Origin of the sequence: Plantactinospora soyae, from assembly GCF_014874095.1 — a bacterium.
Lineage (GTDB): Bacteria > Actinomycetota > Actinomycetes > Mycobacteriales > Micromonosporaceae > Plantactinospora > Plantactinospora soyae.
Genome location: NZ_JADBEB010000001.1, coordinates 1680181 through 1702015, shown reverse-complemented (window position 1 = coordinate 1702015; position 21835 = coordinate 1680181). Strand labels below are relative to the sequence as shown.

Below are 21835 nucleotides of genomic sequence, written 5' to 3'. Positions count from 1 at the left end.
GCTCGCCGGTCACTCGCCCGGCTCCGTACCGGTGCCGGGGCGGACCTCGACGTGATCGGGTTCCAGGTTCAGTTTGACCCGGTCACGAAGGCTCAACGCGTCCACGAACGCGGCTGGAAGCTGCATCCGGCCCGACCGGTCGAGCAGGGCGTACTCCTCGGTGACCAGCTCCTCGACCCCGTCCGCGCCGAGCCGGGTGGAGCGGCGTACCTCCGACGAGGTCCGGCCGTCGCGGATCGCGACCGTCCGGCGGACCTGCGACGCCACGGCGTGGTCGTGGGTCACCACCACGATGGTGACGCCCAGTTCGGCGTTGATGGTGCGCAACGCACCGAAGACCTCGGCGGCGGTCGCCTCGTCCAGTTCGCCGGTCGGCTCGTCGGCGAAGAGCACCTCGGGGTCGTTGGCGACCGCGACCGCCACCGCGCAGCGCTGCTGCTCGCCGCCGCTCATCTGGTCCGGGCGACGGTCGGCGCAGTAGCCGACGCCGACCATCTCCAGCAGCTCCAGGGCCCGGCGCGCAGCCGCCCGGCCGCGCGGGCCGTGCGCCAGCCGCATCGGCAGCTCCACGTTCTCCCGGGCGGTCAGGTACGGCAGCAGGTTGCGGGCGGTCTGCTGCCAGACGAAGCCAACCGTGCGCCGACGGTACTGGAGGCGGCGCTTCGGCGACATCGAGAGCAGGTCGAAGTCGCCGACCCGGGCGATGCCGGCGGTCGGCACGTCCAGCCCGGAGAGGATGTTGAGCACGGTTGACTTGCCGGATCCGGAGGCGCCGACGATGGCGAGCAGTTCGCCCCGGTCGACCACCAGGTCAAGTCCCTGTAGGGCGACCACCTCGACGCCCTCGGTCTTGAAGATCCGGACCAGGCCGTCGCAGACGATGTGTCCACGGAGCCGGTCCTCGCCGCCGGCCCGGGCCGCCGCCCGCTCCGCGGCCCGCCGCTGGAGTACGGCGAGATCGGGTACGGCGGCGCTGGTTGTCGGGCTGGCCATCAGCTCTCCTCTCCGAGTCGGAGTACCTCGCCGAGGCGCATCCGACGATTGATCACGTTTTCGATGCCCAGGGCGGCGGCCAGGGCGACCAGCACGAGTACCGGCACGCCGAGGATCAGGTACGGATCGAGGTGGGTCTGCGCCGGTATTCCGCCCGTGAAGCCGGACAGCCCGAGCGCGGGTCCGAGCAGTCGGGGCAACGCGACCCCGACGAGTCCACCGGCGACCACGGCGACGCCGAGCAGCGGCACCAGTTCGTAGACCAGCAGTCCACGCCCCTGCCCGCCGGACAGGCCCATGGTGCGCAACCGGGAGAGCATCCGACCCCGACCCGGCGCCTCGGCGAGTACGGCGAACCCGACCGCGAGCAGCGCCAGAGTGGTCGCCCCGGCGACTCCGGTGGAGAAGGTGAAACTGAGCAGCCGGTTCACCCCGCTCTGCTCCAGCGCCTGCCGGTGCGCCTGCCAGGTGGTCACCACGGTCGGCGACTGCGGCCGTACCGAGTCGGCCGGTTTCCCGAGGATCTTCGCCACGTACTCCCTGGCGCCGGCGGTGGCGGTGTCGCGCAGCGCGTCGAGGGGCAGGTTCTTCCCGGCGACGAGGAACTGGTTGGGGGCGATCGGTTGGAAGTCCGGTATCGGCAGGGCCTGCCAGGGCAGTACGACGAACCGGCGGGCGTTGACGTCCAACCCGGGGAAGCGCGCCGCGACCGTACCCACGGTGAACTGGTACCGGCGGCCCTGGACCTCGGTGACGGCCTCGGTGCCGACGGCCTCGGCGACCTCCGGCGAGACGACCGCCGGTACGGGGCCGTCGATCCGACCCGACCGGGTCAGCGCGGCCGGGAGGGTGTACTCGACACCGCTCTCGGCGAGCACCCGGGCGAAGGTCGGACCGTCGACGACCACGATCTGGGCCTGACCGAGATTCCGGCCCCCGATCCCGGTGGGGGTACGGGAGAGCAGCGGTTCCCCGACGCCGACCGCGAGCGGGCTGACCGAGGTGACCCCGGGGAGCCCGGCGATCCGCTCGGTGGTCGCCACACTGGTGTAGGAACTGGTCACCCGGGCGTCGGCGGCGACCTCCTGGTCGCTGACCCGGTCCCGGGTCTCGGCGATGGTGCTGGTCACGACGCTGGTGAAGACGCCGGTCGCGATCGCGATGACGAGTACGGCGAGCGGGCCGACGGTGACCGGTGCGCCGCGCCCGGCACGGGCCAGGCCGATGAACGGTACGGCGGCCCGGGCCCGGGCGGCGAGGCGGCCGATCTGACGCAGCGGCCACGGAACGAGCCGCAGGGCGATCAAGGCGGCGCCGACGGCCAGCAGCACCGGTACGGAGACCAGGTACGGGTCGACCCCGCTGGTCTGGCTCAGCCCACGCCGTTGCAGCAGTACGACGCCGAGCACCGCGAGGAGCAGCAGGAGCAGCTCGGCGGTGAGCCGACGGATCGACGAGCGATGCCGGACCAGGTCCCGACGCTGGCTGATGAAGGTCGTCCGGCGCTGCCGGACCATCGCCAGCAGCGGAATGGCCAGCGTGGTGCCGACGACCACCAGTGCCACGCCCAGCGGTTCGGCCCCGGCCGGCCGGCCGGGCAACAGCGTGCCGAGCAGCCACCCGGCCAGGACCGCGACCGGCAGGACGACGATGGCCTCGCGTAGGGACCGGGCGCCGATCTCCGAGATGGTGGCGCCGCGTGCCCGGAGCAGCGTGAACTCCTCCCGGCGGCGTTCCACGGCGAGCCCGGCGGCGAGCGTGACCAGCCCGAGCAGGGTGGCCAGGATGCCGGCCTGCACCACCGCCAGCAGGGCCTGCACGGCGCGGAGTTGCGCGTCGAACCGGGCCAGCGAACTGTCCAACCCGGTGGTCAGGACCAGCCCGGCCTCCGGAGGCGTACGGCGGGTGGCCGCGATCGCGGTCATCAGCGGGGCGATGGTCGAGGACGTCAACTGCTCGGTGCCGACCCGGTAGCGCCACTCGAAGGTCAGCGCCCCGACCTGCGCACCGGCGGTGTTCAGCCCGGCGACGTCGGTCAGCAGCGAGGTCTTGTCGGTGAGGCCGTCGTCCGGGTTCGGGCAGACCGCCTCGCCGAGTCGGATCGCGTCCCAGGTCGGTGCGGTCGGATCGACCGGCTCGTACACCCCGACGATCCGGACGGTGACCCATCCCCTGCTGTCGGCGGCGCCGGTGGTGCCGAGCATCCGGAAGACGGTGTCGACCGGCAGTCCGATCACGGACGACGCCTCCGACGAGATCGCCGCCTCGACCGTGTCACCCTTGGACGCGGGCCACCGCCCCTGCACCATCCTGGCCTCGCGCTCGGCGCCCGGCTGTGTCCGTAGCGACAGAACCGGACGGCAGCTGCCGTTGAGCGGCCGCTTGTCGCCCGAGACGCTCACCGCCTCCGGGCCGACCTGGGCGGCGAACCACTGCTGGTCGATCAGCGTCGGCAGCGGCGCGGGCAACTTCTTCCGGTACGGGTCGAGCGCCGCCGCGCCCGTCGCGGCGTCCGGGTTGTCGAGGCTGTCCGGCCGTACGACATAGCTGAGGTCCCGCACCTGATACGGCAGTGCGGCGGCGTCGTGCCGCAGCCCGTCGTCGGCGAACTCGTTGGCCAGCCGGGGCGCACCGGTCACCAGCAGCGCGGCGACCAGGCCGAGCAGGCCCAGCAGGCCGAGGTACCCGGCGAACACCCGGGCCCGGCGCACTGGCCCGGGCAGCCGTGCCGAGAACCCGCCACCCCGTTCCGTCACCGGTCCACCCTTCCCCTCTGCTCATTTCCCGCGCCCTGCTCACTTCCTGCCCCCGGCTCACTCCTCGCGCTCACCGGTCTGGCTTTCGTTCGCGACTGCGGGGCTCGCAAGACCGGCTCACTCCTCGCGCTCACCGGTCCTCCCCGATTCGGAGTTGGGCCGCTGTCAGACGTTGCCGCATGGTGGCGGCGGTCAGGCCGCTCAGGCCGAGGGCGACCAGGAGCAGCAGTACGGCGGTCCCGCCGACCGGCAGCCAGGTGATGTCCAGCAGTGGTGCCGGAACCGGCCGCTCCGCCGACGGGGTGAGGATGACCAGCGGCGCCATGGTCGCGGCGACGGCGATACCCACGCCCAGCCCGACGAGTACGCCGATGCCGGCGAGGAATCCCTGCTCGACGATCAGGGACCGGGCCAACAGCCGGGGCCCGGCGCCGAGCGTGTGCAGTACGGCCAGTTCGGTGACCCGGCGCCGGGCGGTCGCCCGGACGTCCACCGTGATGCCGACCGCGGCGAGCAGGAGCGCACCGAGGGCCGCCGCGAACAGGGCGGCACGGGCGCCGACCCCGTACGGGTCGCTGCCCGATCGGCCCGCGACCTCCTTCCGGTCGGCGACCTCCAGCCCACCGAGTGCCGTCGCGGCCTGGGCCGTCGCCTGGTGCCCGCCGGTGCTGGTGCCCAGCCACCACTCCTGGGCGACCGGGACGATGCCGTACTCGTGGAACAGTTCGGTGCTCAGCGAGGGTAGGTCGACCAGCAGCGCCGCGGCCTCCGGAACGCCGGGTACCGCGGCGACGGTGCCGGTGATGGTGACGTCAACGCTGGCGCCGGCGAGCACCAGTCGGGTGCTCTCGCCGACCCGCAGCCGGAGCGCCGACAACGCCTCGGGGGTCGCCACGATCGGCACCGCACCATTCGCCGGCTTCCGGGAGACGACGAACTGGATCGGGGAGCTGCTTCCGAAGAACTGGCCGGCTCTGTCGGGGAGCTGGTAGTGGACCGTCAGTACGCCGTCGCGCGGCGGTACGTCCGGTCCGGGTCGGGTCCGGTCGGCCGTCCGCCACGGTCCGCCGTCGGTGAGGGGCACCGCCGTACCGGCACCCTGGGCGGGTGCGGCACGCAGGTCGGCCAGGCGCCAGGTGACGCCGTACCCCTGCGGTCCCAGGGTGTCTACCAGGAAGCCGGCCAGCCGGACGGGTGCGGTGCCTTCGGGCAGTTCCACGTCGAACCGCAGCGCCTTACCGTCCGCGCTGGCGCCGAGGGCGACCCGGCGGTGGCCGCCGTTCGGTTCGACGAAGACGGCGGCGGTACGTACCTGGGACGGCGCGTACTCCCCGAAGTTGGCGGTGGTGATCTGCCCGGTGAGTCGGCGGGTTCCGGCCGGCAGTTCGGTCAACGGGGCGGTGATCCGGTCCGCCGTCATACCGTCGAAGAGCGCGGCCGGGGCGCCGTCGACCAGGTCGTCGCGGAGCTGGACGACCTGGTTCGCCGCGGCGGCGTCCAGGGCGACCATCGATCCCGGCACGCCCTCGACGCCGAGCCGAGGGCTGTCCCGCCAGGCCGGCAGGACCTGGGGCGCCCCCGGCAGCCCGGCGAGCTGCGCCGCCCGGCCCGGTGGTGCGGCACCGGCGGCCTCGACCAGCCGCAGGTCGGCGCCGACCTGGTGGTTGGCCTGGTCGGTCAGGGACCGCTCCGAGGTGGCGGCCAGGCACCAGGCGAGGGTGCTCACCGCGACCGCCAGGGCGAGCAGGAGTACCGGACCGGCGTGCGGCCGGCGGCCGGCCTGCCACATTCCGAGCGTGGTGCCGGTCCAGGACCGGCGGTCGACGTACCGCTCGGCCAGCCGGGCCATCGGCGGCAGCCCGCGCAGCGCGAGCACCGCACCGGCCAGTACGCCGACCGTCGGGGTCGCCGCCAGCAGCGGGTCGATCCCGAGGGTGTTGGTGCCGGCGCCGACCAGCGGCGAGGAGTACTGCCGCAGTTGCAGCCAGCCCAGTACCGCCAGGGCGATCAGCGCCAGGTCGAGGCCGGCCCGCTGGGCGATCGTCCGGCGGCTCGGGCGGGACCGGCTGGCCATCTCACTGACGTAGCTGTCGCCCTGCCGAAGTGCCGGGCCGAGCATCGCCAGCGCGCAGCCCGCCGCCGCCAGCACGGCGACCAGCCAGCTCAGCGTGTCGACCCGGGGGCTCAGGTGCAGCGCGGCGGCGGCCAGCATCGGCGTACGGCCGGCGAGCTTTACCACTTCGGTGGCGAGTACCGGCGATATCACCGCGGCCGGCAGGACGACGAGCAGCGCCTCCCGGGCGGCCAGCCCGGCCACCTGTCCCCGTCCGGCGCCCCGGGCCCGGAGCAGCGCCGTCTCACCCCGGCGCTGCTCGGTGAGCAGCAGCGCGACCAGCAGCAGCGCGTACCCGCCGAGCACCACGACGAGCAGCATCGGGGTGACCAGGGCCGACCGCCCGACCAGATCGGCGCGTTCGAGCCGCTGCACCAACTCGTCGAGCTCTGTGGTGACCAGGCCGGATCTGCCGAGGCCGGTCTCCGCCGGCAGGGTGGTGCTGGCCACGCCGGCCGCCCCGCCCAACCGGGCCAACGCGGACATGGACGCCCCGGCCAGGTCGGGCTCCACCAGCCAGGCGGCGGAGGAGTTGGCGACGAAACCCTTCAGGAAGTCGGCCCGGTCGACCACCAGCGGGCCGTAGGTGGCGGACCCCGAGCCGACCCCGGTCAGTACGTCGGGAACGAGCCGCCAGTACGCGTCCCGCACGTCGCGGGGTTTCCAGACGCCCGCCACCGTCACCTCGGTGACCCGCTCGGTGACCCGGTCGGTGATCGGGATCCGGTCGCCGACCCGTACGCCGAGGATCTTCGCGACCGGCTCGGCGAGTGCGGTCTGGGTCGGCCGGCCACCCGGACGCGGCCAGTCGCCGGAGGTGAGCTGGGCGTGGTCGGCGAGCTCGTCGAGGAACACCACCGAGGCGAAGACCACGCCCTGGGCGTCCGGAACCGCGTCCCCGGTCCGGCCGGAGAGCTGGCGGCCGGCGGCGTACCCGGCTCCGGCGACGGTGGCGGGAACCTCCTCGAAGCCGTCGACGAACCGGGCCCGTACCGCCCCGTCCCGCTTGGTGAGCTCGTCCGCTGAACCGCCGGCGGTGCCGCGTACCAGGAGTGACCGCTCCTCCGGGGAGGCGGACGCGACCGCACTCTGCGCACCGGAGTCGACCACTTCCCGGCTGTAGCCGGCGAGACCGGTGAGCAGGGCGGTGGCGATCAGGGTCGCCCCGGTCGCCGCGAGGAGCAGACTCTTCGCCCCTCGGGCGCGCCGAAACACCAGCCTCATCGTTCTGCGTCTCCCCCATGGCGAGAAGGGCGGCGTCGGTCGTCGCCCCTTCTGGCTGGCGAAGCGCCCGAGGGGGAGCGAAAGGTTGGCGTACCGGGCTGTGAAATGTCAGACAGACGACTTCGTGACCTGTTGCTGATCCGATCGAGATCAATTTGTTGTCCGAGGGGCGCCGCCGGTCCGGAGAAGTGGCTCACTGTCCCATCGGCGCGGGGGCCGACCCAGCTGAACGCCGCAGCGGCGGCTTCCCGGGTGTCGTACCCGAAAAGCCGCCGCTGCGGCGTTCGACCGGCCGCCAGGATGACCGCCGAGCATTCCAGGGTCGGCCCGGCGACGCGGGTCAGGCGAGGGGCGGATGCCCGCCGTCGCCGTCCACGACCTCGTCCGGCGTGCCATCCTCGTTGGAGTCGACCATCGTGATGTCGACCTTGCCGTCGCCATCGGTGTCGAACTGGAAGAGGTCGGCCTTGCCGTCACCGTCGGTGTCCACCACCCAGACATCGGTCTTGCCGTCCTGGTTGGTGTCCGCCCGGAGCAGTTCGATCCGTTCGTCACCGCGCGTGTCGACGGTCTCCTGCGACTCGCTCATCTGTTGCCCTTCCGTCAGCTGAAGTACTGGCCACGTCGGAACACTCGATCTCCGTGCCGCCCCGGACGCCCACGGGAGCTTCCCGGATCCGCATACCTGACTGTGCCATCACCCACTACCCCGGCGTGGCCCCGAACATGCCAGGGCCAGGGGGCGGACGGACCGAACAACGTCGCCACTGGGGCGGAATGTCGGATCAGTTCGTGACGTACGGATTGGTGTCCCGGTCGTGGTAGTTGACCTGGTCCACGGTGCCGTCGTGGTCGGTGTCCACCAGCAGCCGGTCCGCCTTGCCGTCCTCGTCGAGGTCCGTCCGGATCTGGTCCGGGCGCCCGTCGTGGTCGGTGTCGGTCAGCCAGGTGTCCGGCCGGCCGTCGAAGTCGGCGTCGGAGACCACCCGGTCCACGGTGCCGTCGTGGTTCGTGTCGGTGACGATCGAGTCGATCCGGCCGTCCGAGTTCGCGTCCTCGATCACCTGGTCGACCCGACCGTCCAGGTTGGAGTCCTGCTCGACGGTGTCCAGCCGGCCGTCCCAGTCGGTGTCCTGGTAGGTGACGTCGGCCGTACCGTCACCGTTCACGTCGAACTGCAGCATGTCGGCGTAGCCGTCGCCGTCGATGTCGTTGGCCACCTCGGTCGTACCGTCGGCGTAGGTCGTGACGACGGACGTGACCGGCGGCGGCTCGTACGCCCCGACCCGCTCGGACGAGAGCGGATCCGCACCGAGGTCCAACGCCGGCCCGAGGCCGTGCTGCTCGTCGACCCCGGGCGCCTCCTGCTCGGGAAGATCGTCGCCCAGCAGACTGGGATCACCGTCGTAACTCATGTCGTACCTCCCCGGATGCCGCTGTGTCCGGCGAACCCGCCGGCATGCCAGCAACGCTAGGGGTACGACACCGTCCGGCGACTCCCGGAAGTGTGCCACTCTGCCGCCCCGGGCCGGGGCGGCCGGTCACTCCCGCAGGCTGACCCCGGCGGTGGCGAGCGCCTCGATGACCTTCGACGACTCACCGAAACCGATGATCAGAACCGCGTCCGCGCCGAACTGCTTGATCTCCTGCGCCCCGGCGGCGAAGTTGACCGGCGGCGAGTCGGGGTTGGGTGGTGGGTCGTAGCTGAACAGGCGGACCTGTTCCGAGCCGTGTCCGGCGCGTTCCAACTCGGCACGGACGTTGCCCTGCAGGCCCTCGCCGTACGAGTCCTTCCGGGCGACCAGGGCGATCCGGCGCGGTCCGTCCCGGAGGATCATGTCCGCGAGTGCCCGGCCCTGGAGGATGTCCGACGGCGCGGTACGGAAGTACAGCCCCTTGTCGTCGATGGTGCTCAGCCCGGCGTCGGTGTTGCTCGGGGAGAACAGCACCAGACCGGCGGCCACCACGTCGGGGAGTACCGCCCGGGAGATGCCGGACGCGCCCGCGCCGATGATGACGTGCACACCCGCGTCGACGTGCTTCGCCACGGTCGCCTTGGCGGTGTTCGGGTTCGTCCCGTCGTCGCCGTCGACCCAGGCCACGTCCTCGCCGAGTACGCCACCGGCACCGTTGAGCTCGCTGATCGCCAGTGCGACGCCCGCGGCCATCGGCGGGTAGGCCAGCGCCAGGTCACCGGTACGGGGCAGCAGGCCGCCGAGCTTCAGTGGCGCACCGCTGCTCTCCTCGATGGCCTTGGTCTGCTTTTTGCCGGCCGGCGGCCGCTTCACGCTGGCGGAGGACTCGTCGCCGGCACCGAGGAACTCGGTCTTGCCGTCGTCGAGCTGCTCGTCGCTGCCGAAGTGCAGGGTCGCGTAGCTCGCGGTCGACGGCTCACCGATGTCGGTGAACCCGCCCCGGCTGAGCGAGACGCCCCGATAGGCGATGTCCGTGCCGTTGCGGGCGAGCCGCAGACAGGCCGCGATCGAGTCGCACCGCTCCCCGCCCGTGGTGACCCCGATGATCTGCTTCGCGATCTCGGCGGAGTCGGTCGAGCCGGCGAGCTGGGCGGCGAGCGCGCTGATCGCGACGGCGTCGTACGACTCGGCGGAGTAGAGGTAGTCGGAGAGCTTCGAGTTCAGCTTCCGCAGCCGCTCCTTGAAGTCATCGGACAGCGGGGTGAGCGGCGTCGTGCCCTTCATTCCCTTGAGTAGACCGGTCTGCTGGTCGAACTCCGCGGCGAAGGAGTTCTGCATGTTGCCGTCGGTGCCGTACAGGCGCACCTGGGTCGGCTGAGGCTGCGCGGCCTCGCCCTCGCCATCCGAACCGCAGCCGGCAAGCAGCAGCGCGGCACAGGCGGCGGCGGTCAGAGCGGCGCGGCGTGGGCCGCGTGATACGAGCATTGGGTCGTCCTTCCTCCCCGGAGATCCGCTGCGCACATTAGCGTGCCTGGCTCCGGAACCGTGCCTGCGGGCGAATGCCAACCTGTCGAGGGCGGGCAATATCATCCGAGATAGGTACTGGTCGGGCGGTTTGTCGGACACAGCTTGACCTGGCGGCATACCCTTCCGCTCGTGACGGACGTTCCGCAGGAGACGCTCGATGACGCCACCGCGGTGCTGACTTCCGCGCTGGCCGGTGACAGCGACGCCGTGGTCGGCACGTTCGATGCGGTGGTCGACCGGTCCGGCGTCGCCGGGGCCTACGAGGTCGCCTGGTGCCTGGCCGCGACGATGGTCGGTGACGGCGTACCGCGAGGGGCGTGGACGCTCGACTTCCCGGGTATCGACGAGGCCGGCTACGACGCCCGTTGGGTGGCCCGGTTCGTCAGCGCGTACGCGAACTCCGACGGCGACACCGGTGCCGCGCTCTTCGGAGCCGCGATCGCCGACGGGCAACTGCCGGACTGCCTGCTGACCCTCGCCGGCTCCGCCGTCGCCACCATCCGGCACCGCGCCGGATAGCCTCCGGCGGTCGCCACGCTCCGGCACCGCGCCGGACGATCGACCGTGGCGGTGGCATGGCGGCGGGGCGCCGTTCGATTCGACGGCGCGGTCTCGATCGCGGACCGTACGGTGGTGGGCGCCCCCGGTTCCCCTGCTCATCGATGACCATCTTTGCATGACCCTCATCCGGTTTGTCCAGCGGGCACCGGTCGGTCCGTTGTGATAGCTGTGGTGCATGTCCGACGCGATGCTCAGCAAGATCCGGAAACTGCTGGCCAAGGCGGAGGACCGGGCCTGTACGGCGGCCGAGGCAGAGGCGTTCACCGCCAAGGCGACCGAGTTGATCGCCCGGTACGGCGTGGACCGTGCTCTGCTGGCCGCCCGCGATCCGGCCACCGATCCGGTCGGCGACCGGGTCGTCGACGTGCCCGCGCCGTACGCCCTGGACAAGGCGGGTCTGCTGGCCGGAGTCGCGGACGCGTTGCGCTGCCGGACGGTGCGCCGACGCGGGGACGATGGTTTCGTCATGCACCTGTTCGGCTTCAGCAGTGACCTGGAACGGGTGGAGGTGTTGTTCACCTCACTGCTGGTCCAGGCCGCGCACGGGCTGTCGGCCGCGCGGGTGCCGTCGGGCGAGCATCCGGCGGCGTTCCGTCGCTCCTGGCTGGCGGGCTTCGCCGGAACGGTCGCCGATCGGCTGCGCAGGGCGGAGGAGGCGGCCGCCTCGACCCCGTCCTCGGGATCGGTGCCATCCCTGGCGCTGGTGCTGGCCGACCGGTCGGCGCGGGTGGAGCGGCGGCTCGCCGAGACCTATCCCCGACTCCGTACGGCGGCACGGCGGCGCCTGCTCGGTGGCGGTCTGGACCAGGGTGCGGCGGCGGGCCAGCGGGCCGATCTCGGCGGCACCGGCCTGCGTTCGGCCCGGTCCGCGCCACTGTCCCCGCCGACCCGACGAACGAATTGAATTTCTGCTCGCTCCGGCCGGCAAAACAATCATCCGTGGTAAATGTTGCGAATTAGGGGCTGATTTTCCTAGCCTGCTTCGCATGGAACTGGATTTCTATGCCGCTCCCGGCGATCTCACCAATGTGGAGCGACACGCGAAAGTGCTGACCGGACTGCCCGCAGACCCCCGCGAGCTGCGTGCCATCACCGCCGAACTGATCCAGCACGTCGGCTGGAGCGGGGCGTACGACGCCACGCCTCCCGTTCCGGCCGGGGCGGCGCGGGAGGCCGAACTGAATATCCGTCCGGCCGACGAAATCCTGGACGTCGTCCTGGGCCGGTCGGCGGATATTGCCGGAAATCGTCGGCCGGAGCAGCGGATGGTCGGCGTCTGTCGACATTTCGCCGTGCTCTATTGCGCCCTGCTCCGGGCCCGGCACATTCCCTCCCGGGTACGGTGCGGATTCGCCGCCTACTTCCGGCGTTCGAGCCCGGACGAGGGCTTCTGGGACGACCACTGGATCACCGAACGGTGGACCGGTCGACGCTGGGTCCGGGTCGACGCCCAACTCGACCGGGTCCAGCTCGGCCAGGTGGCGATCGATCCGGACGACGTACCGGAGGCGGACTTCTGGCCCGCCGCCCATGCCTGGCGGGCGTACCGCGCCGGTCGGGTCGATCCGGCCCGGTTCGGCATCGACGGGGCTTCCGGGGCCTGGTTCATCGCCGCCAGCGTGGTGAGGGACCTCGCCGCCCTCAACAAGGTCGAGATGCTGCCCTGGGACTTCTGGGCGGCGATGCGCGACTGGGGCCTGCGCGACGAGGCGATCGACCTCGACCTCGTCGACCGGCTGGCCTCGATCGCGTACGCCGATCCGGTTGCCGTCCGTACCGCCTGGGAGGCGACGCCGCAGGTGTGGCCGCCCGCCGACCTCAGCCTGGTGCACTCCGTACGCGAACCGCGCTGAGCCAGCCCAGGCGTGGCGCGTAACGCCGCCGTACTGATCTCCGTTGGCTCGGTCAGAGGCCAATCTCGGTGTGCAGCGGCGGAAGGCACCCATGACCAGGGTTGGGTTCGTGAACTGGCTGCGTCGGCGGGACCCGGGATATCGGGTCCTCCGCCGTGGCGCCCGGCTGTCGCTGGTCGCCGCCGCCGGACTCTTCGGCGGCAGGTACGGCCTGGACGACCCCCTGCTGGGGCTCTACACACTGTTCGGCGCGATCGCCACCGGCTTCATCTCGCAACTTCCCGGCAGCCCGGTGCAGCAGGCCCGAGCGCTGCTCATGGCGCTACCCGCAGCCTGGGTCCTGGTCGCCGTCGGTTCGTTCCTGGCCGTCGACACCTGGACGGCGGTGGCCGGCATGCTCCTGGTCGGGTTCGTCGTTCCGTTCGCCGGGGTCGCCGGTCCACGGGCGCTCGGGCTCGCCACCGGGCTCCAACTGTTCTACATCGCGGCCTCCTTTCCGCCGTACGCACCGGGGACGCTGCCGTCCCGACTCGCCGGTGTGACGCTGGGCATCGCGCTGCTCATCGTGGCGGAACTGGTGCTCTGGCCGGACCGGGCGCCGCCCGGCTACCGGGAGCGGCTCGCCGGGGTGGCCGCCGTACTGGGTCGGTACCTGGAGCTGGCGGCCGAGCTGCCGGCGGGAGGTTCGGTGGATCATGCCGAGCTGGCCCGGCGGCGGGCGGACGCGACCCGGGCCCTGGAAGGGATCTGGCTGCCGAATCTTCCCCCGGCCGGGCGGCCCGCGTCGGCCGCCGCCCGGGACCGGGCGCTGCGCCACGGTGACATGCTGCTTCGCCAGGTGCTGGACCAGACGAACCGGGTGTGTGGCGTCATCGGAGGTCTCCAGGACGACGAACTGGCCCGCCTGCTGCGCCAGGTGGCCGACATCGTCCGGGACGCCGGTCGGACCTTGCGGGGCGGGGCGGCACCGATCGGCCTGGAGCAGCTGGCCGGGCTGGAGACCCGGATCAGGGAGACCTACGAGCGACCGACGGCGGCACCGGCCGGGGAGGACGGCAGCGCGATTCCCCGGCTACGGCTGGACGCCGTGGTCCTGCACGTCGCCGACACCACCGTGGCGTTCGGGATCGCCGCCCGGCTCGCCGTCGGACTGCCACCGCCGGGCCGATCACCGAAGGTGCTGGACCGGGACGAGTTCTGGTACGCCCGGCGGTCCCCGTTCGCCCTCTACTGGTGGCAGTTCAGGTACCACCTGACGACCCGCTCGGTCTATCTCCAGGGAGCGGTCCGGGTCGCCCTGGCCCTCGGCGCCGCCCGGGTGATCGCCGGCTTCCTGAACCTCAACCACGGGTTCTGGGTACTGCTCGCGATCCTCACCCTGATGCGGACCTCGGCCGTCGACACCCGGACCGCCCTGCGTCCCGTACTGCTGGGCACGCTGCTGGGCGCCGCCGTCGGCAGCCTGCTGCTGACGGCGGCCCGGACCCCGCAGGTCCTGCTGGTGGCCCTGCCGGTGTTCATCGTGCTGACGTTCACGGTCAGTCCACTCCTTGCGCCGATCTGGGGACAGTCCCTCTTCACGGTGCTGTTCATCCTGGTGTTCGCCCAGGCCGGCCCGGCCAGCCTGCAGCTCGCCGGGGCCCGGCTGCTGGACGTCGCGATCGGCGCCACCGTCGGGGTGCTCGCCGGCCTGCTGCTCTGGCCCAAGGGCGGCAGTGGCGAGTTGCGCCTGGCCATGGCCCGGTACCTGGAGGTGAGCGCCGCCGCGGCGCAGGAGGCGACCCGGCTGCTGACCGGACGGGAGTCCCGCCAGGACGCCCTGACCGAGGCGCGCCAGGCGTCGGTGCTCGCGGACGCCTCGTTCTTCCAGTACCAGATGGAGCGTCACGACCCGAAGCTGCCGCCGGTGAACTGGCAGGCCGCGCTGACCGCCGGAAATCGGCTGTACCTCGGCGCCGAGTCCCGGCTGCACCGTGGCGCGCGGGCCAGACTGCCCCGGGTCGCGGACGCCGCCGGACCGCTCGACGAGTACACCGGACGGCTACGGCAGCGGTACGGCGACCTCGCCCGCCAGTTGCGGGCCGGCCGACTCGACCAGCGGGCAGCACCACCACCGCCGCCGGACGACTTCCCCGACCGGCTGAGGGCGGCCCTGGATGGCGGTGAGTCCCGCGCGGCGGCGTTGAACCTGGTCGACGTGGAGGTGTGGCTGACCAGCGCCGGCGACAGCCTCGACCTGATCCAACCGGCCCGGCGAACAGACTGACCTGCTGAGCGGTTCTACGGCTGAACGGCCCAACGGCTGGTCGACCCGCCTGACGTGGGTCGTTCAGTCCTCGTCGTCGCCGCTTTCGACCGTCGCCGCGTACCGGGAGAGCAGTTCGTGCCAGCCGGCGGTGAGCGCCTCGCGGTAGCCCTCGGCGGCCTCGCCGTGCCGGTCGAAGTCGCGGTGTTCCACCTCGACCAGGGTGGTGCCGTCGGCCTGCGGCGCGAACCGGGCCTCGACGACGCTGCTCTGCGCCGGGTCCGGTACCGGGGCGCGGTCCGGCCCGATCTGCCAGTTGAAGACCAACCGTCGGGGTGGCTGCCAGTCCAGCACCCGTCCCCAGTCGGCGCGGAAGCCGTGCGGCCCGATCTCGTACGCCATGCCGCCGACACCGGGCTCGAAGCCGATCTTCGCCAGATTCTGCGGCCCGGACCAGGTGTACTCCTTCACCCACCAGTCCGCGAGGCGGTCCGTGAACACGGCGAAGGCCCGGTCGACCGGGCCCGGGACGCGCAGGGTGCTGCGCACGGAGTACTTGGTCGAGTCCTGCCGGACATCGGAGGCGTTCGTGGTCTCCTGTCCCATAGGCCCGGACGATACCGGCTGCTATAGAGCTGTGCATCTTTGGATCGACGGGCGGTCGATCCCTGCGCCGAGCGGTAGATCATCGATGGACCGTCGACACCGGCTCCGGCTCCGTACCCTGCTCAGGTGCGGTACGCAGCAGCTTTGCCAGCGGTGCCGGCAGCCACCAGTTCGCCCGGTCGAGCAACGTCACCAGGGCCGGAGCCAGCACACTCCGGACCACCACCGCATCGATCGCGATGCCCAGGGCCAGTGCGGTGGCGAGGATCCGGACCTCGACCGTCGGCACCGTGGAGAGGGCGACGAACGCCAGGAAGAGGATCAGGCTCGCGGAGGTGACCAGTCGACCGGTGTACGAGATGCCGTCCACGACGGCCCGGTTCGTGGACTGGTGCCGGTCGTACTCCTCGCGGATCCGGGCCAGGATGAACAACTCGTAGTCCATCGACAGTCCGAAGAGGAAGGCGAAGACCGCGATCGGCACCCAGGCGGTGATCGCGCCACTGGGCTCGGTACCGAACAGGGCCTGGGTGAGCCAGCCGTGCTGCCAGATCAGCACGGTGACCCCGTACGCCGCCCCGATCGACACCACGTTGAGCAGCAGCGCCTTGATCGGCAGTACCACCGAGCGCAGGGCCCGGGCCAGCAGGAGCAGGGTCAGTACGACGATCACCGACAGTACGACCGGGGTGTTGTCGTACAGGGCGGAGACGAGGTCGACGTCCTCCGCCGCGCTGCCGCCGACCCGGGTACCCGGGACACCGTCCACTGCGGAGCGGATCCGGTCGACGGTGGCGGCGCCGGCACTGCCCGCCGGGTCCCCGGCCGTCCAGACCTGTACGAGCGCGGTGTCCGCCACCTGCCAGCCGGGGCCGGTCGGCGTCAGCACCGCGGCAACCCCGGGCAGGTCCCGCAGCCGCTCGACCACTGCGTCGGGATCGGTGCTCAGCACCTCGACCGGGCGCAGCGCACCCGGCGGTACGCCCGCGTCGGCCAGTGTCGCGTTGGCCTGCCCGGCCGCGTCAGCCGTCGGGTACGAGCCGACGGCGGGGGAGCCGAGCCGCAGGGTCAGCACCGGCGCCGCGAGCGCGAGCAGCAGGATCGTGGCGGCGGTGGCGGCCAGCACCGGCCGGCGGGTCACCGCGGTGGCGATCCGGGCCCAGCGGGCGCTGCGCGGGTCGCGTGGCGCGTGCCGCGGCCATTCCAGCCGGGGACCGAACCGGGCGAGGAGCACCGGCAGCAGGGTGGTGGCCACGGCGACGCTGAGCAGCGGAATGAGCAGGCCGCCGTACCCGATGCCCCGCATGAACGGCACCGGCACCACGATCAGCGCGGCCAGCGAGACCGCGACGGTGACCCCGCTGAACACCACCGACCTGCCGGCGGTGAGCATCGCGGTGCGGACCGCGTCGACGTTGTCGACCCCGTGCGAGCGTTCCTCCCGCCAGCGCATCACGATCAGCAACGCGTAGTCGATCGCCACACCCAGCCCGATCAGGGCGACCAGGTACTGCACGACGAACGACACGTCGGTGACGGCGGTGAGGCCGAGCAGGCAGAGGAAGGAGGTCAGGATCGACACCGTCGCGACCAGCAGCGGTACACCGGCCAGCAGCGACCCGAAGACCAGCGCCAGGACGACGAGCGCGCCGCCGGCCCCGAGCAGAACCTCGACGAGTACGCCCCGGTCGCCCTCACCGGTCGCGCTCTTGAGCGCCTCGATCCCGGTCACCTGGGCCGGCGCACCCGCGACGGTGGCGCCACCGGCAACCGACTCCAGTACGGGCAGTGCCTGGGCGTACGGCTCGGGTCCGGGAACCGGCCTCGGGTAGATCAGCGCCAGGGTGGTCCGCCCACCGTCGGCCAGCAGCGCCGGATCGTCGGTGCCGGGGTACGCCAGCACCCGGGCACCGGGCAGCGCGCCCCTGACCCGCTCGACCACGGCCGAGAACTCCTGCTGGACCTGCGGTTCCCGCAACGACCGGTCCGGCGGCACCGTCACGGTGAGCACCAGCGGGTCGTACGGGCCGCCGGTGCCGTACCGCTGGAGGATCTCCCGGTTGGCCTCGTAGCCGGGCTGTCCCGGCAGCGCGAACTCGAAGCCGAGCGCGTCGACGGTACGGCCGGCCAGGGCGCCGCCGAGCGCGGTCAGGACCAGCCAGAACAGCACCACCGTCCGGCGGTGCCGGAGTACCCAGTCCGTCCACCCAGCCATGCCGATCCTCCGCCTCGCCCGCGTCGCGTGCCTCGGAACTGCCCTGTACCCCGGCTGAGTGCCGGTCAGACCAGCAGGGTCGGAACCCCATCGGGACTACCATCGACCGGAGACTCTGGTTCGCGCGTGCCGGCCCGGCCGGGCGCCGACAGTGCTCGACCGTCGGCAGGAGGTTCGCCATGGCACGTTCTCCGTCCCAGGGTCGCGTCGTCCGGCGTCGACTGCTCGTGATCGTGTCGTCGTACCTGTTGGCGGTGCTGGTGGCCGGCCTGGTGCTCCGGGCCGGGATCTCGGCGGGACACACCGGCGCCGATCCGATCGGGGTGCCCTGGATGGTCGTCGGACTGGGCGGGGTCCTCGGCGGAGCCCTGGTCGCGGCCGCCGCCCTGTACGCCCGCCGCCGGCTGCACCCGGGTCGGCCCGACCCACTTCCGCTGGCCCGCGCGGTCGTGCTGGCCCGGATCGGCCGGATCCTGATGCTGGCGGCGGCGGTCGTCGCGGCGGTGCTCGGTGTGCTGCTGGCCCCCGCTGGCGAGGAGCGCGCCTTCGCCATCGCCACAAGTACCGGGCTCGCCGCCCTGCTCGCCGTCTTCGCCCTGCTGGCGAACGACCTGACCCAACTTCGGCAGCAGGTGAAGTCCGGCCGGTCATAGGCGGCCGGACCTCACGTGCTCAGCCGCTGACCTATTCGCAGGCCACGCCGTCGCCGTCGCGGTCCAGGTGGCGGCCGTACCCGGGGTCACCACGCCGGATCGGGTCCGCACCGGCGGCCCGGACGGCGGCACAGTTCTTGTAGTACACACTCGACGACCCGCCGTCGTCCTCGTCCTCGTCGCCGGTGCCGGGTGCCGGTCCCTCCGACGACTCGCAGGCCCGGCCGTCGCCGTCCCGGTCCAGGGCGGACCGGTAACCGGGCTGCCCCTTTCGCAGCGGCGCCTTTCCCGCGTTCCGTACGGCCGTACAGGAGCCGTAGTAGACCGGTTTCGGGGCGGCCTTGCTGGCGGTCTTCGTCGGCCGTGGGCTGGCGGTCGTCGTCACCGGGGTCGGGTCCGGCGCGGTGGCCGTCACGGCGGGCGGTGTGGTCCGGCTCGGTGTGGTGGTGGCCGGTGCCGCCGCCGGCTCCTTGTCGCCGTCGCCGGGGCTGAGTACGGCGAGAGTGGAGACGCCGCAGCAGGCGATGACGACGATGCCGAGCACACTGATGCCGAGCTGTTGGGGGAGGCCGAGCCGGGTGAACCAGTGTCCCGACCGCTGCTGCGGCCGGGGCTGGTGTGGCGGGCGGCCGGCATGCTGGCCCGGGGCGACGGGCGGTCGCTGTGCCCAGGGGTCCTGCGGTGGTGGATACGACATTGTCGCAGTGTGGCGTTGTGCGTACGCTCCGAACACCGCTTGATCAGTCGTGAGGGGCCACTGACCGTCGGTCACCTGGCCGAGGGTCGGCCACCTCGGCCAGCCTTGCGTCGGTGGTCCTGAGACGTCCTGGTCGGACGCCGGGCCGCACGGGTGCGCACAGTCGACTGTGCGGAGCGTCGCGCCGCCGGCCAGGTGGAGTCGGATACCGGCGCATCAGTGGCAAAACGGTTCTCAGACCCCGGTACGGGTGAACGTCAGGTGGGTGACTCCGCTGGGCGAGGCGGTGGCCTCCACCTGGTAGTCCTTCTCGATGCCCTCCAGCCCGTCCCAGAGCCGTACGCCCCGGCCGAGCAGGATCGGGACCACCGCGAGATGCATGTGGTCGACGAGCCCGGCGGCAAGGAAGTCGCGGATCATGGTAGGCCCTCCGCCGAGGCGGATGTCCTGGTCGCCGGCAGCCTCGCGGGCGGCCTTCAGCGCCTCGGCGGGCGACGCGTCGACGAAGTGGAACGTCGTGCCGCCGTCCATCTCGATCGACGGGCGCGGGTGGTGGGTGAGGATGAAGACCGGGGTGTGGAAGGGCGGGTTGGAGCCCCACGCGCCCTTCCACTCCGGGTCCTCGTGCCACCCGGGGTGGCCGAACTTTCCGGCACCCATGATCTCCGCGCCGATCCCGGCATCGAACTGCTGCGCGAAGGAGTTGTCGATGCCGCCGCTGCCGCCGGGCTTCCACCACCGGGTGCCGAACATCCATTCGTGCAGCCTGTCCCCGGCGTGCCCAAAATGTGCCTCGCGGCTCTGACCTTCGCCGGTGCCGAAGCCGTCGAGCGAGATGGAGAAGTTCTGGACGCGGACGAGCGACATGTTGGTGCCTCCTGGAATGTCGGGGCCGTCTTCTCAGGTGGAGCGGACACCGGGATTGATCACGGCATCGACCCGGTCATGCAGCGATGTTGGCAGCCGCAATGTCATGACGTCTAATGCCAACTCTGCTCAGATCCCATAGATAAACTTGATACGTGCTGAATCTGACCCAGCTCAAGGTGCTGGAGGCGGTCGCCCGGCATGGATCGGTGACCGCAGCCGCGAAGGAACTGCGTTACTCCCAGCCATCGGTGAGCCACCATCTGGGGCGACTGGAAGCCGCCACCGGAGCCAAACTCGTCCAACGGGTGGGGCGCGGGATCCGGCTCACCCCCGAAGGGAATCTGCTGGCGCAGCGGGCGACGGAGATCCTGGGACGACTGAACGCCGCGTCCGTCGAGCTGGCCGCCCACATGGGACTTCGGGCCGGACGAGTACGACTCGCCGGCTTCCAGACGGTCCTCAGCACCCTGGTACCGAAGGCCGCCGCCGCGCTGTCCCGGTCGTACCCCGGAATCGAGTTGAACATCGTCGACGCCCATCCGGCCGATGGCCTGCGGATGCTGCGTGCGGGAGACGTCGACATCGCCTTGATCTTCCGGAACGCCGATACTCCTCCGGACGAGGCGGACGGATTCCGACTCACCCACCTGCTGGACGATCCGCTCTACCTCGTCAGCGACCGACCCGATCAGCGTCTCGAAGACCACCGGAACTCCGCCTGGGTCGGCGGCTGCGACCGCTGTCGAGCCGCCACGATCACCGCGTGCGAGCGCGCCGGCTTCTCGCCACGCATCGCCTACTTCTGCGACGACACGGTCATCACCCAAGCGCTGGTCGCAGCCGGAATGGGTGTCGCGATCGTCAACGGACTCGCGCTACGTGCGCACCAATCGCCGGGGGTCCACGCCACACGGCTCACCGACAACGCCCGCCAGATCTATGCCGCCACGTACGGCGAGCCGCCGGACCCTCCTGCCACCACCGCGCTGATCGAGATCCTGGCATTACCGTCGTGACGTTCCGCATCTGAAGCTGGGGACCGCCCAGTGTGGTTGGCAGCCATGACACGGGGCGCCAAACAAGGAGCGGTGACCGCGTTTCCGCTGATCACCGCTCGTTGAGGCGGCATCGCCGACAGCCGGAAGCCTGCCCGGTCGTTGCCGCGACCGCTACACCAGACTGCCGCGCTGTGGATAAGTCGTCGCCCTGTGGACAGCCGCCTGATCCTGCGGCGGTGTGGTAGCGCCCGCCCCGGCCGGCCGTACATCCGGCCGGGGCGGACCACCCACCCACGCACGGGTAGCTGTCCGTGGCACCAGGCGCCGCAGCCCGGCGATCTGCACATACACCTCGCGCCGGTCCACGGCGTCGCCGTACTGGTCGAGGACGTAGCCGGTGATCCAGCACCAGCCGTAGTACGTCGGCCGGCGGTCGACCGACTGGACCCGCATCCGCAGCGCCCGGTCCCCGGCGAACTGCACGCTGGCGCGGCCGTCGATCAGCACCAGGTCCCCGGCGCTCGGCAGGATCATCGCCGGATCAGTCCATGCCGGTGATCTGGCGCAGCGTCACCACGGACGGCGCCGAGGCCAGTGTCGGCGACCACGGGTCGTTGATCGCATTGAGCCACGTCAACGCGAGGCCGCCCGGCTCACAGTCCGCACGACGGCAGGGAGTGCACCGCCCGTCCCCACCGGGCCAGTGGACCTCGGCGACCCGGCGGGCCGCCAACGTCAGCGGATGGCGCTGGTCGAGCGGCACCTGCTGGTCGGGCTGAAGCGACGTCACCACGGTCTTCACGGCCCACTCCAGCAGCCGGCACCGGCGGTGCTGGCACTGAAGGCAGGGCCCGGTGACGTGCTCGCCGATGACCCGGTGTGCGGTGTCGCTGACGTACCCGTCCGGGTGGTCCGACGCCATGCTCATCGCCCGGACCGGGCGATGCGGCGGCGCACGACGCCGAGCAGCGCCAGGCACCCGCCTCGGCGACCGCACTCGGTGCAGCGTCCGCCGCCACGATGCTGCCGCTCAATCGACTGGTCTTCCTGCCATCGGGTCCACGGGTCCATCGGTGCGCCACCCCTTCCGGTACGTGGCGCCCCGGAGA

General features: G+C 71.8%; 18 protein-coding genes. 6 read left to right on the top strand and 12 right to left on the bottom strand.

Annotation, left to right across the window (positions count from 1 at the left end; genetic code table 11):
- Nucleotides 1-9 precede the first annotated feature (9 nt).
- The 6 genes from H4W31_RS07560 to H4W31_RS07535 all read right to left on the bottom strand — a co-directional run bounded on the left by H4W31_RS07560 (nt 10) and on the right by H4W31_RS07535 (nt 9986).
- On the bottom strand, nt 10-993 hold the full coding sequence (locus H4W31_RS07560; RefSeq protein WP_192766005.1) for an ATP-binding cassette domain-containing protein: 984 nt from the start codon (nt 991-993) through the stop codon (nt 10-12).
- A complete protein-coding gene (locus H4W31_RS07555; RefSeq protein ID WP_192766004.1) occupies nt 993-3749 on the bottom strand; it encodes an ABC transporter permease in 2757 nt (918 codons plus the stop codon). The genes H4W31_RS07560 and H4W31_RS07555 overlap by 1 nt, the downstream gene beginning before the upstream one ends.
- 130 nt (nt 3750-3879) lie before the next feature.
- Complete coding sequence (locus H4W31_RS07550; protein ID WP_192766003.1) at nt 3880-7086, bottom strand: ABC transporter permease; 3207 nt, start codon at nt 7084-7086, stop codon at nt 3880-3882.
- Nucleotides 7087-7426: 340 nt separating this feature from the next.
- Nucleotides 7427-7675, bottom strand: coding sequence for a hypothetical protein (locus H4W31_RS07545; protein WP_192766002.1), 249 nt, complete (start codon nt 7673-7675; stop codon nt 7427-7429).
- A 196-nt stretch (nt 7676-7871) separates the two neighbouring features.
- Complete coding sequence (locus tag H4W31_RS07540) at nt 7872-8501, bottom strand: hypothetical protein (protein ID WP_192766001.1); 630 nt, start codon at nt 8499-8501, stop codon at nt 7872-7874.
- A 126-nt stretch (nt 8502-8627) separates the two neighbouring features.
- Complete coding sequence (locus tag H4W31_RS07535) at nt 8628-9986, bottom strand: ABC transporter substrate-binding protein (protein ID WP_192766000.1); 1359 nt, start codon at nt 9984-9986, stop codon at nt 8628-8630.
- Between the two features lie 171 nt (nt 9987-10157).
- On the opposite strand from H4W31_RS07535, the gene H4W31_RS07530 reads away from it, so the two are divergent.
- The 4 genes from H4W31_RS07530 to H4W31_RS07515 all read left to right on the top strand — a co-directional run bounded on the left by H4W31_RS07530 (nt 10158) and on the right by H4W31_RS07515 (nt 14708).
- On the top strand, nt 10158-10547 hold the full coding sequence (locus tag H4W31_RS07530; RefSeq protein ID WP_192765999.1) for a hypothetical protein: 390 nt from the start codon (nt 10158-10160) through the stop codon (nt 10545-10547).
- A gap of 217 nt (nt 10548-10764) precedes the next feature.
- Entirely contained in the window at nt 10765-11493 is a 729-nt protein-coding gene (locus H4W31_RS07525) for a DUF2786 domain-containing protein (RefSeq protein ID WP_192765998.1), read from the top strand.
- Between the two features lie 82 nt (nt 11494-11575).
- Nucleotides 11576-12442 carry a transglutaminase domain-containing protein gene (locus H4W31_RS07520; protein ID WP_192765997.1) on the top strand — a complete coding sequence of 289 codons (867 nt, stop codon included), beginning with the start codon at nt 11576-11578 and terminating at the stop codon, nt 12440-12442.
- 91 nt (nt 12443-12533) lie between these two features.
- Nucleotides 12534-14708 (top strand): FUSC family protein, encoded by a 2175-nt coding sequence (locus H4W31_RS07515; RefSeq protein ID WP_192765996.1) that lies wholly within the window; start codon nt 12534-12536, stop codon nt 14706-14708.
- Nucleotides 14709-14771: 63 nt separating this feature from the next.
- Here the strand turns inward: H4W31_RS07515 and H4W31_RS07510 are convergent, their stop codons facing one another.
- Both H4W31_RS07510 and H4W31_RS07505 read right to left on the bottom strand, forming a co-directional pair.
- The gene (locus H4W31_RS07510) at nt 14772-15293 is read right to left on the bottom strand and encodes an SRPBCC family protein (protein ID WP_192765995.1); all 522 of its coding nucleotides are present in this window, start codon (nt 15291-15293) and stop codon (nt 14772-14774) included.
- Nucleotides 15294-15372: 79 nt separating this feature from the next.
- Nucleotides 15373-17508 (bottom strand): MMPL family transporter, encoded by a 2136-nt coding sequence (locus tag H4W31_RS07505; RefSeq protein WP_192765994.1) that lies wholly within the window; start codon nt 17506-17508, stop codon nt 15373-15375.
- 179 nt (nt 17509-17687) lie between these two features.
- On the opposite strand from H4W31_RS07505, the gene H4W31_RS07500 reads away from it, so the two are divergent.
- Nucleotides 17688-18161 (top strand): hypothetical protein, encoded by a 474-nt coding sequence (locus H4W31_RS07500; RefSeq protein ID WP_192765993.1) that lies wholly within the window; start codon nt 17688-17690, stop codon nt 18159-18161.
- Between the two features lie 31 nt (nt 18162-18192).
- Here the strand turns inward: H4W31_RS07500 and H4W31_RS07495 are convergent, their stop codons facing one another.
- Both H4W31_RS07495 and H4W31_RS07490 read right to left on the bottom strand, forming a co-directional pair.
- A complete protein-coding gene (locus H4W31_RS07495) occupies nt 18193-18858 on the bottom strand; it encodes an excalibur calcium-binding domain-containing protein (protein ID WP_225945426.1) in 666 nt (221 codons plus the stop codon).
- Between the two features lie 234 nt (nt 18859-19092).
- Nucleotides 19093-19725, bottom strand: coding sequence for a dihydrofolate reductase family protein (locus H4W31_RS07490; protein ID WP_192765992.1), 633 nt, complete (start codon nt 19723-19725; stop codon nt 19093-19095).
- Nucleotides 19726-19880: 155 nt separating this feature from the next.
- Between H4W31_RS07490 and H4W31_RS07485 the strand changes: the two genes are divergently transcribed.
- Nucleotides 19881-20744 carry a LysR family transcriptional regulator gene (locus H4W31_RS07485; RefSeq protein ID WP_192765991.1) on the top strand — a complete coding sequence of 288 codons (864 nt, stop codon included), beginning with the start codon at nt 19881-19883 and terminating at the stop codon, nt 20742-20744.
- Nucleotides 20745-20897: 153 nt separating this feature from the next.
- On the opposite strand, the gene H4W31_RS42575 is transcribed toward H4W31_RS07485, so the two are convergent.
- Together H4W31_RS42575 and H4W31_RS07475 are read right to left on the bottom strand one after the other, a co-directional pair.
- Nucleotides 20898-21260 (bottom strand): hypothetical protein, encoded by a 363-nt coding sequence (locus tag H4W31_RS42575; RefSeq protein WP_225945425.1) that lies wholly within the window; start codon nt 21258-21260, stop codon nt 20898-20900.
- A 7-nt stretch (nt 21261-21267) separates the two neighbouring features.
- Nucleotides 21268-21654, bottom strand: a complete 387-nt coding sequence (locus H4W31_RS07475) for a hypothetical protein (RefSeq protein WP_192765990.1) — start codon at nt 21652-21654, stop codon at nt 21268-21270.
- Between the last annotated feature and the right edge of the window lie 181 nt (nt 21655-21835).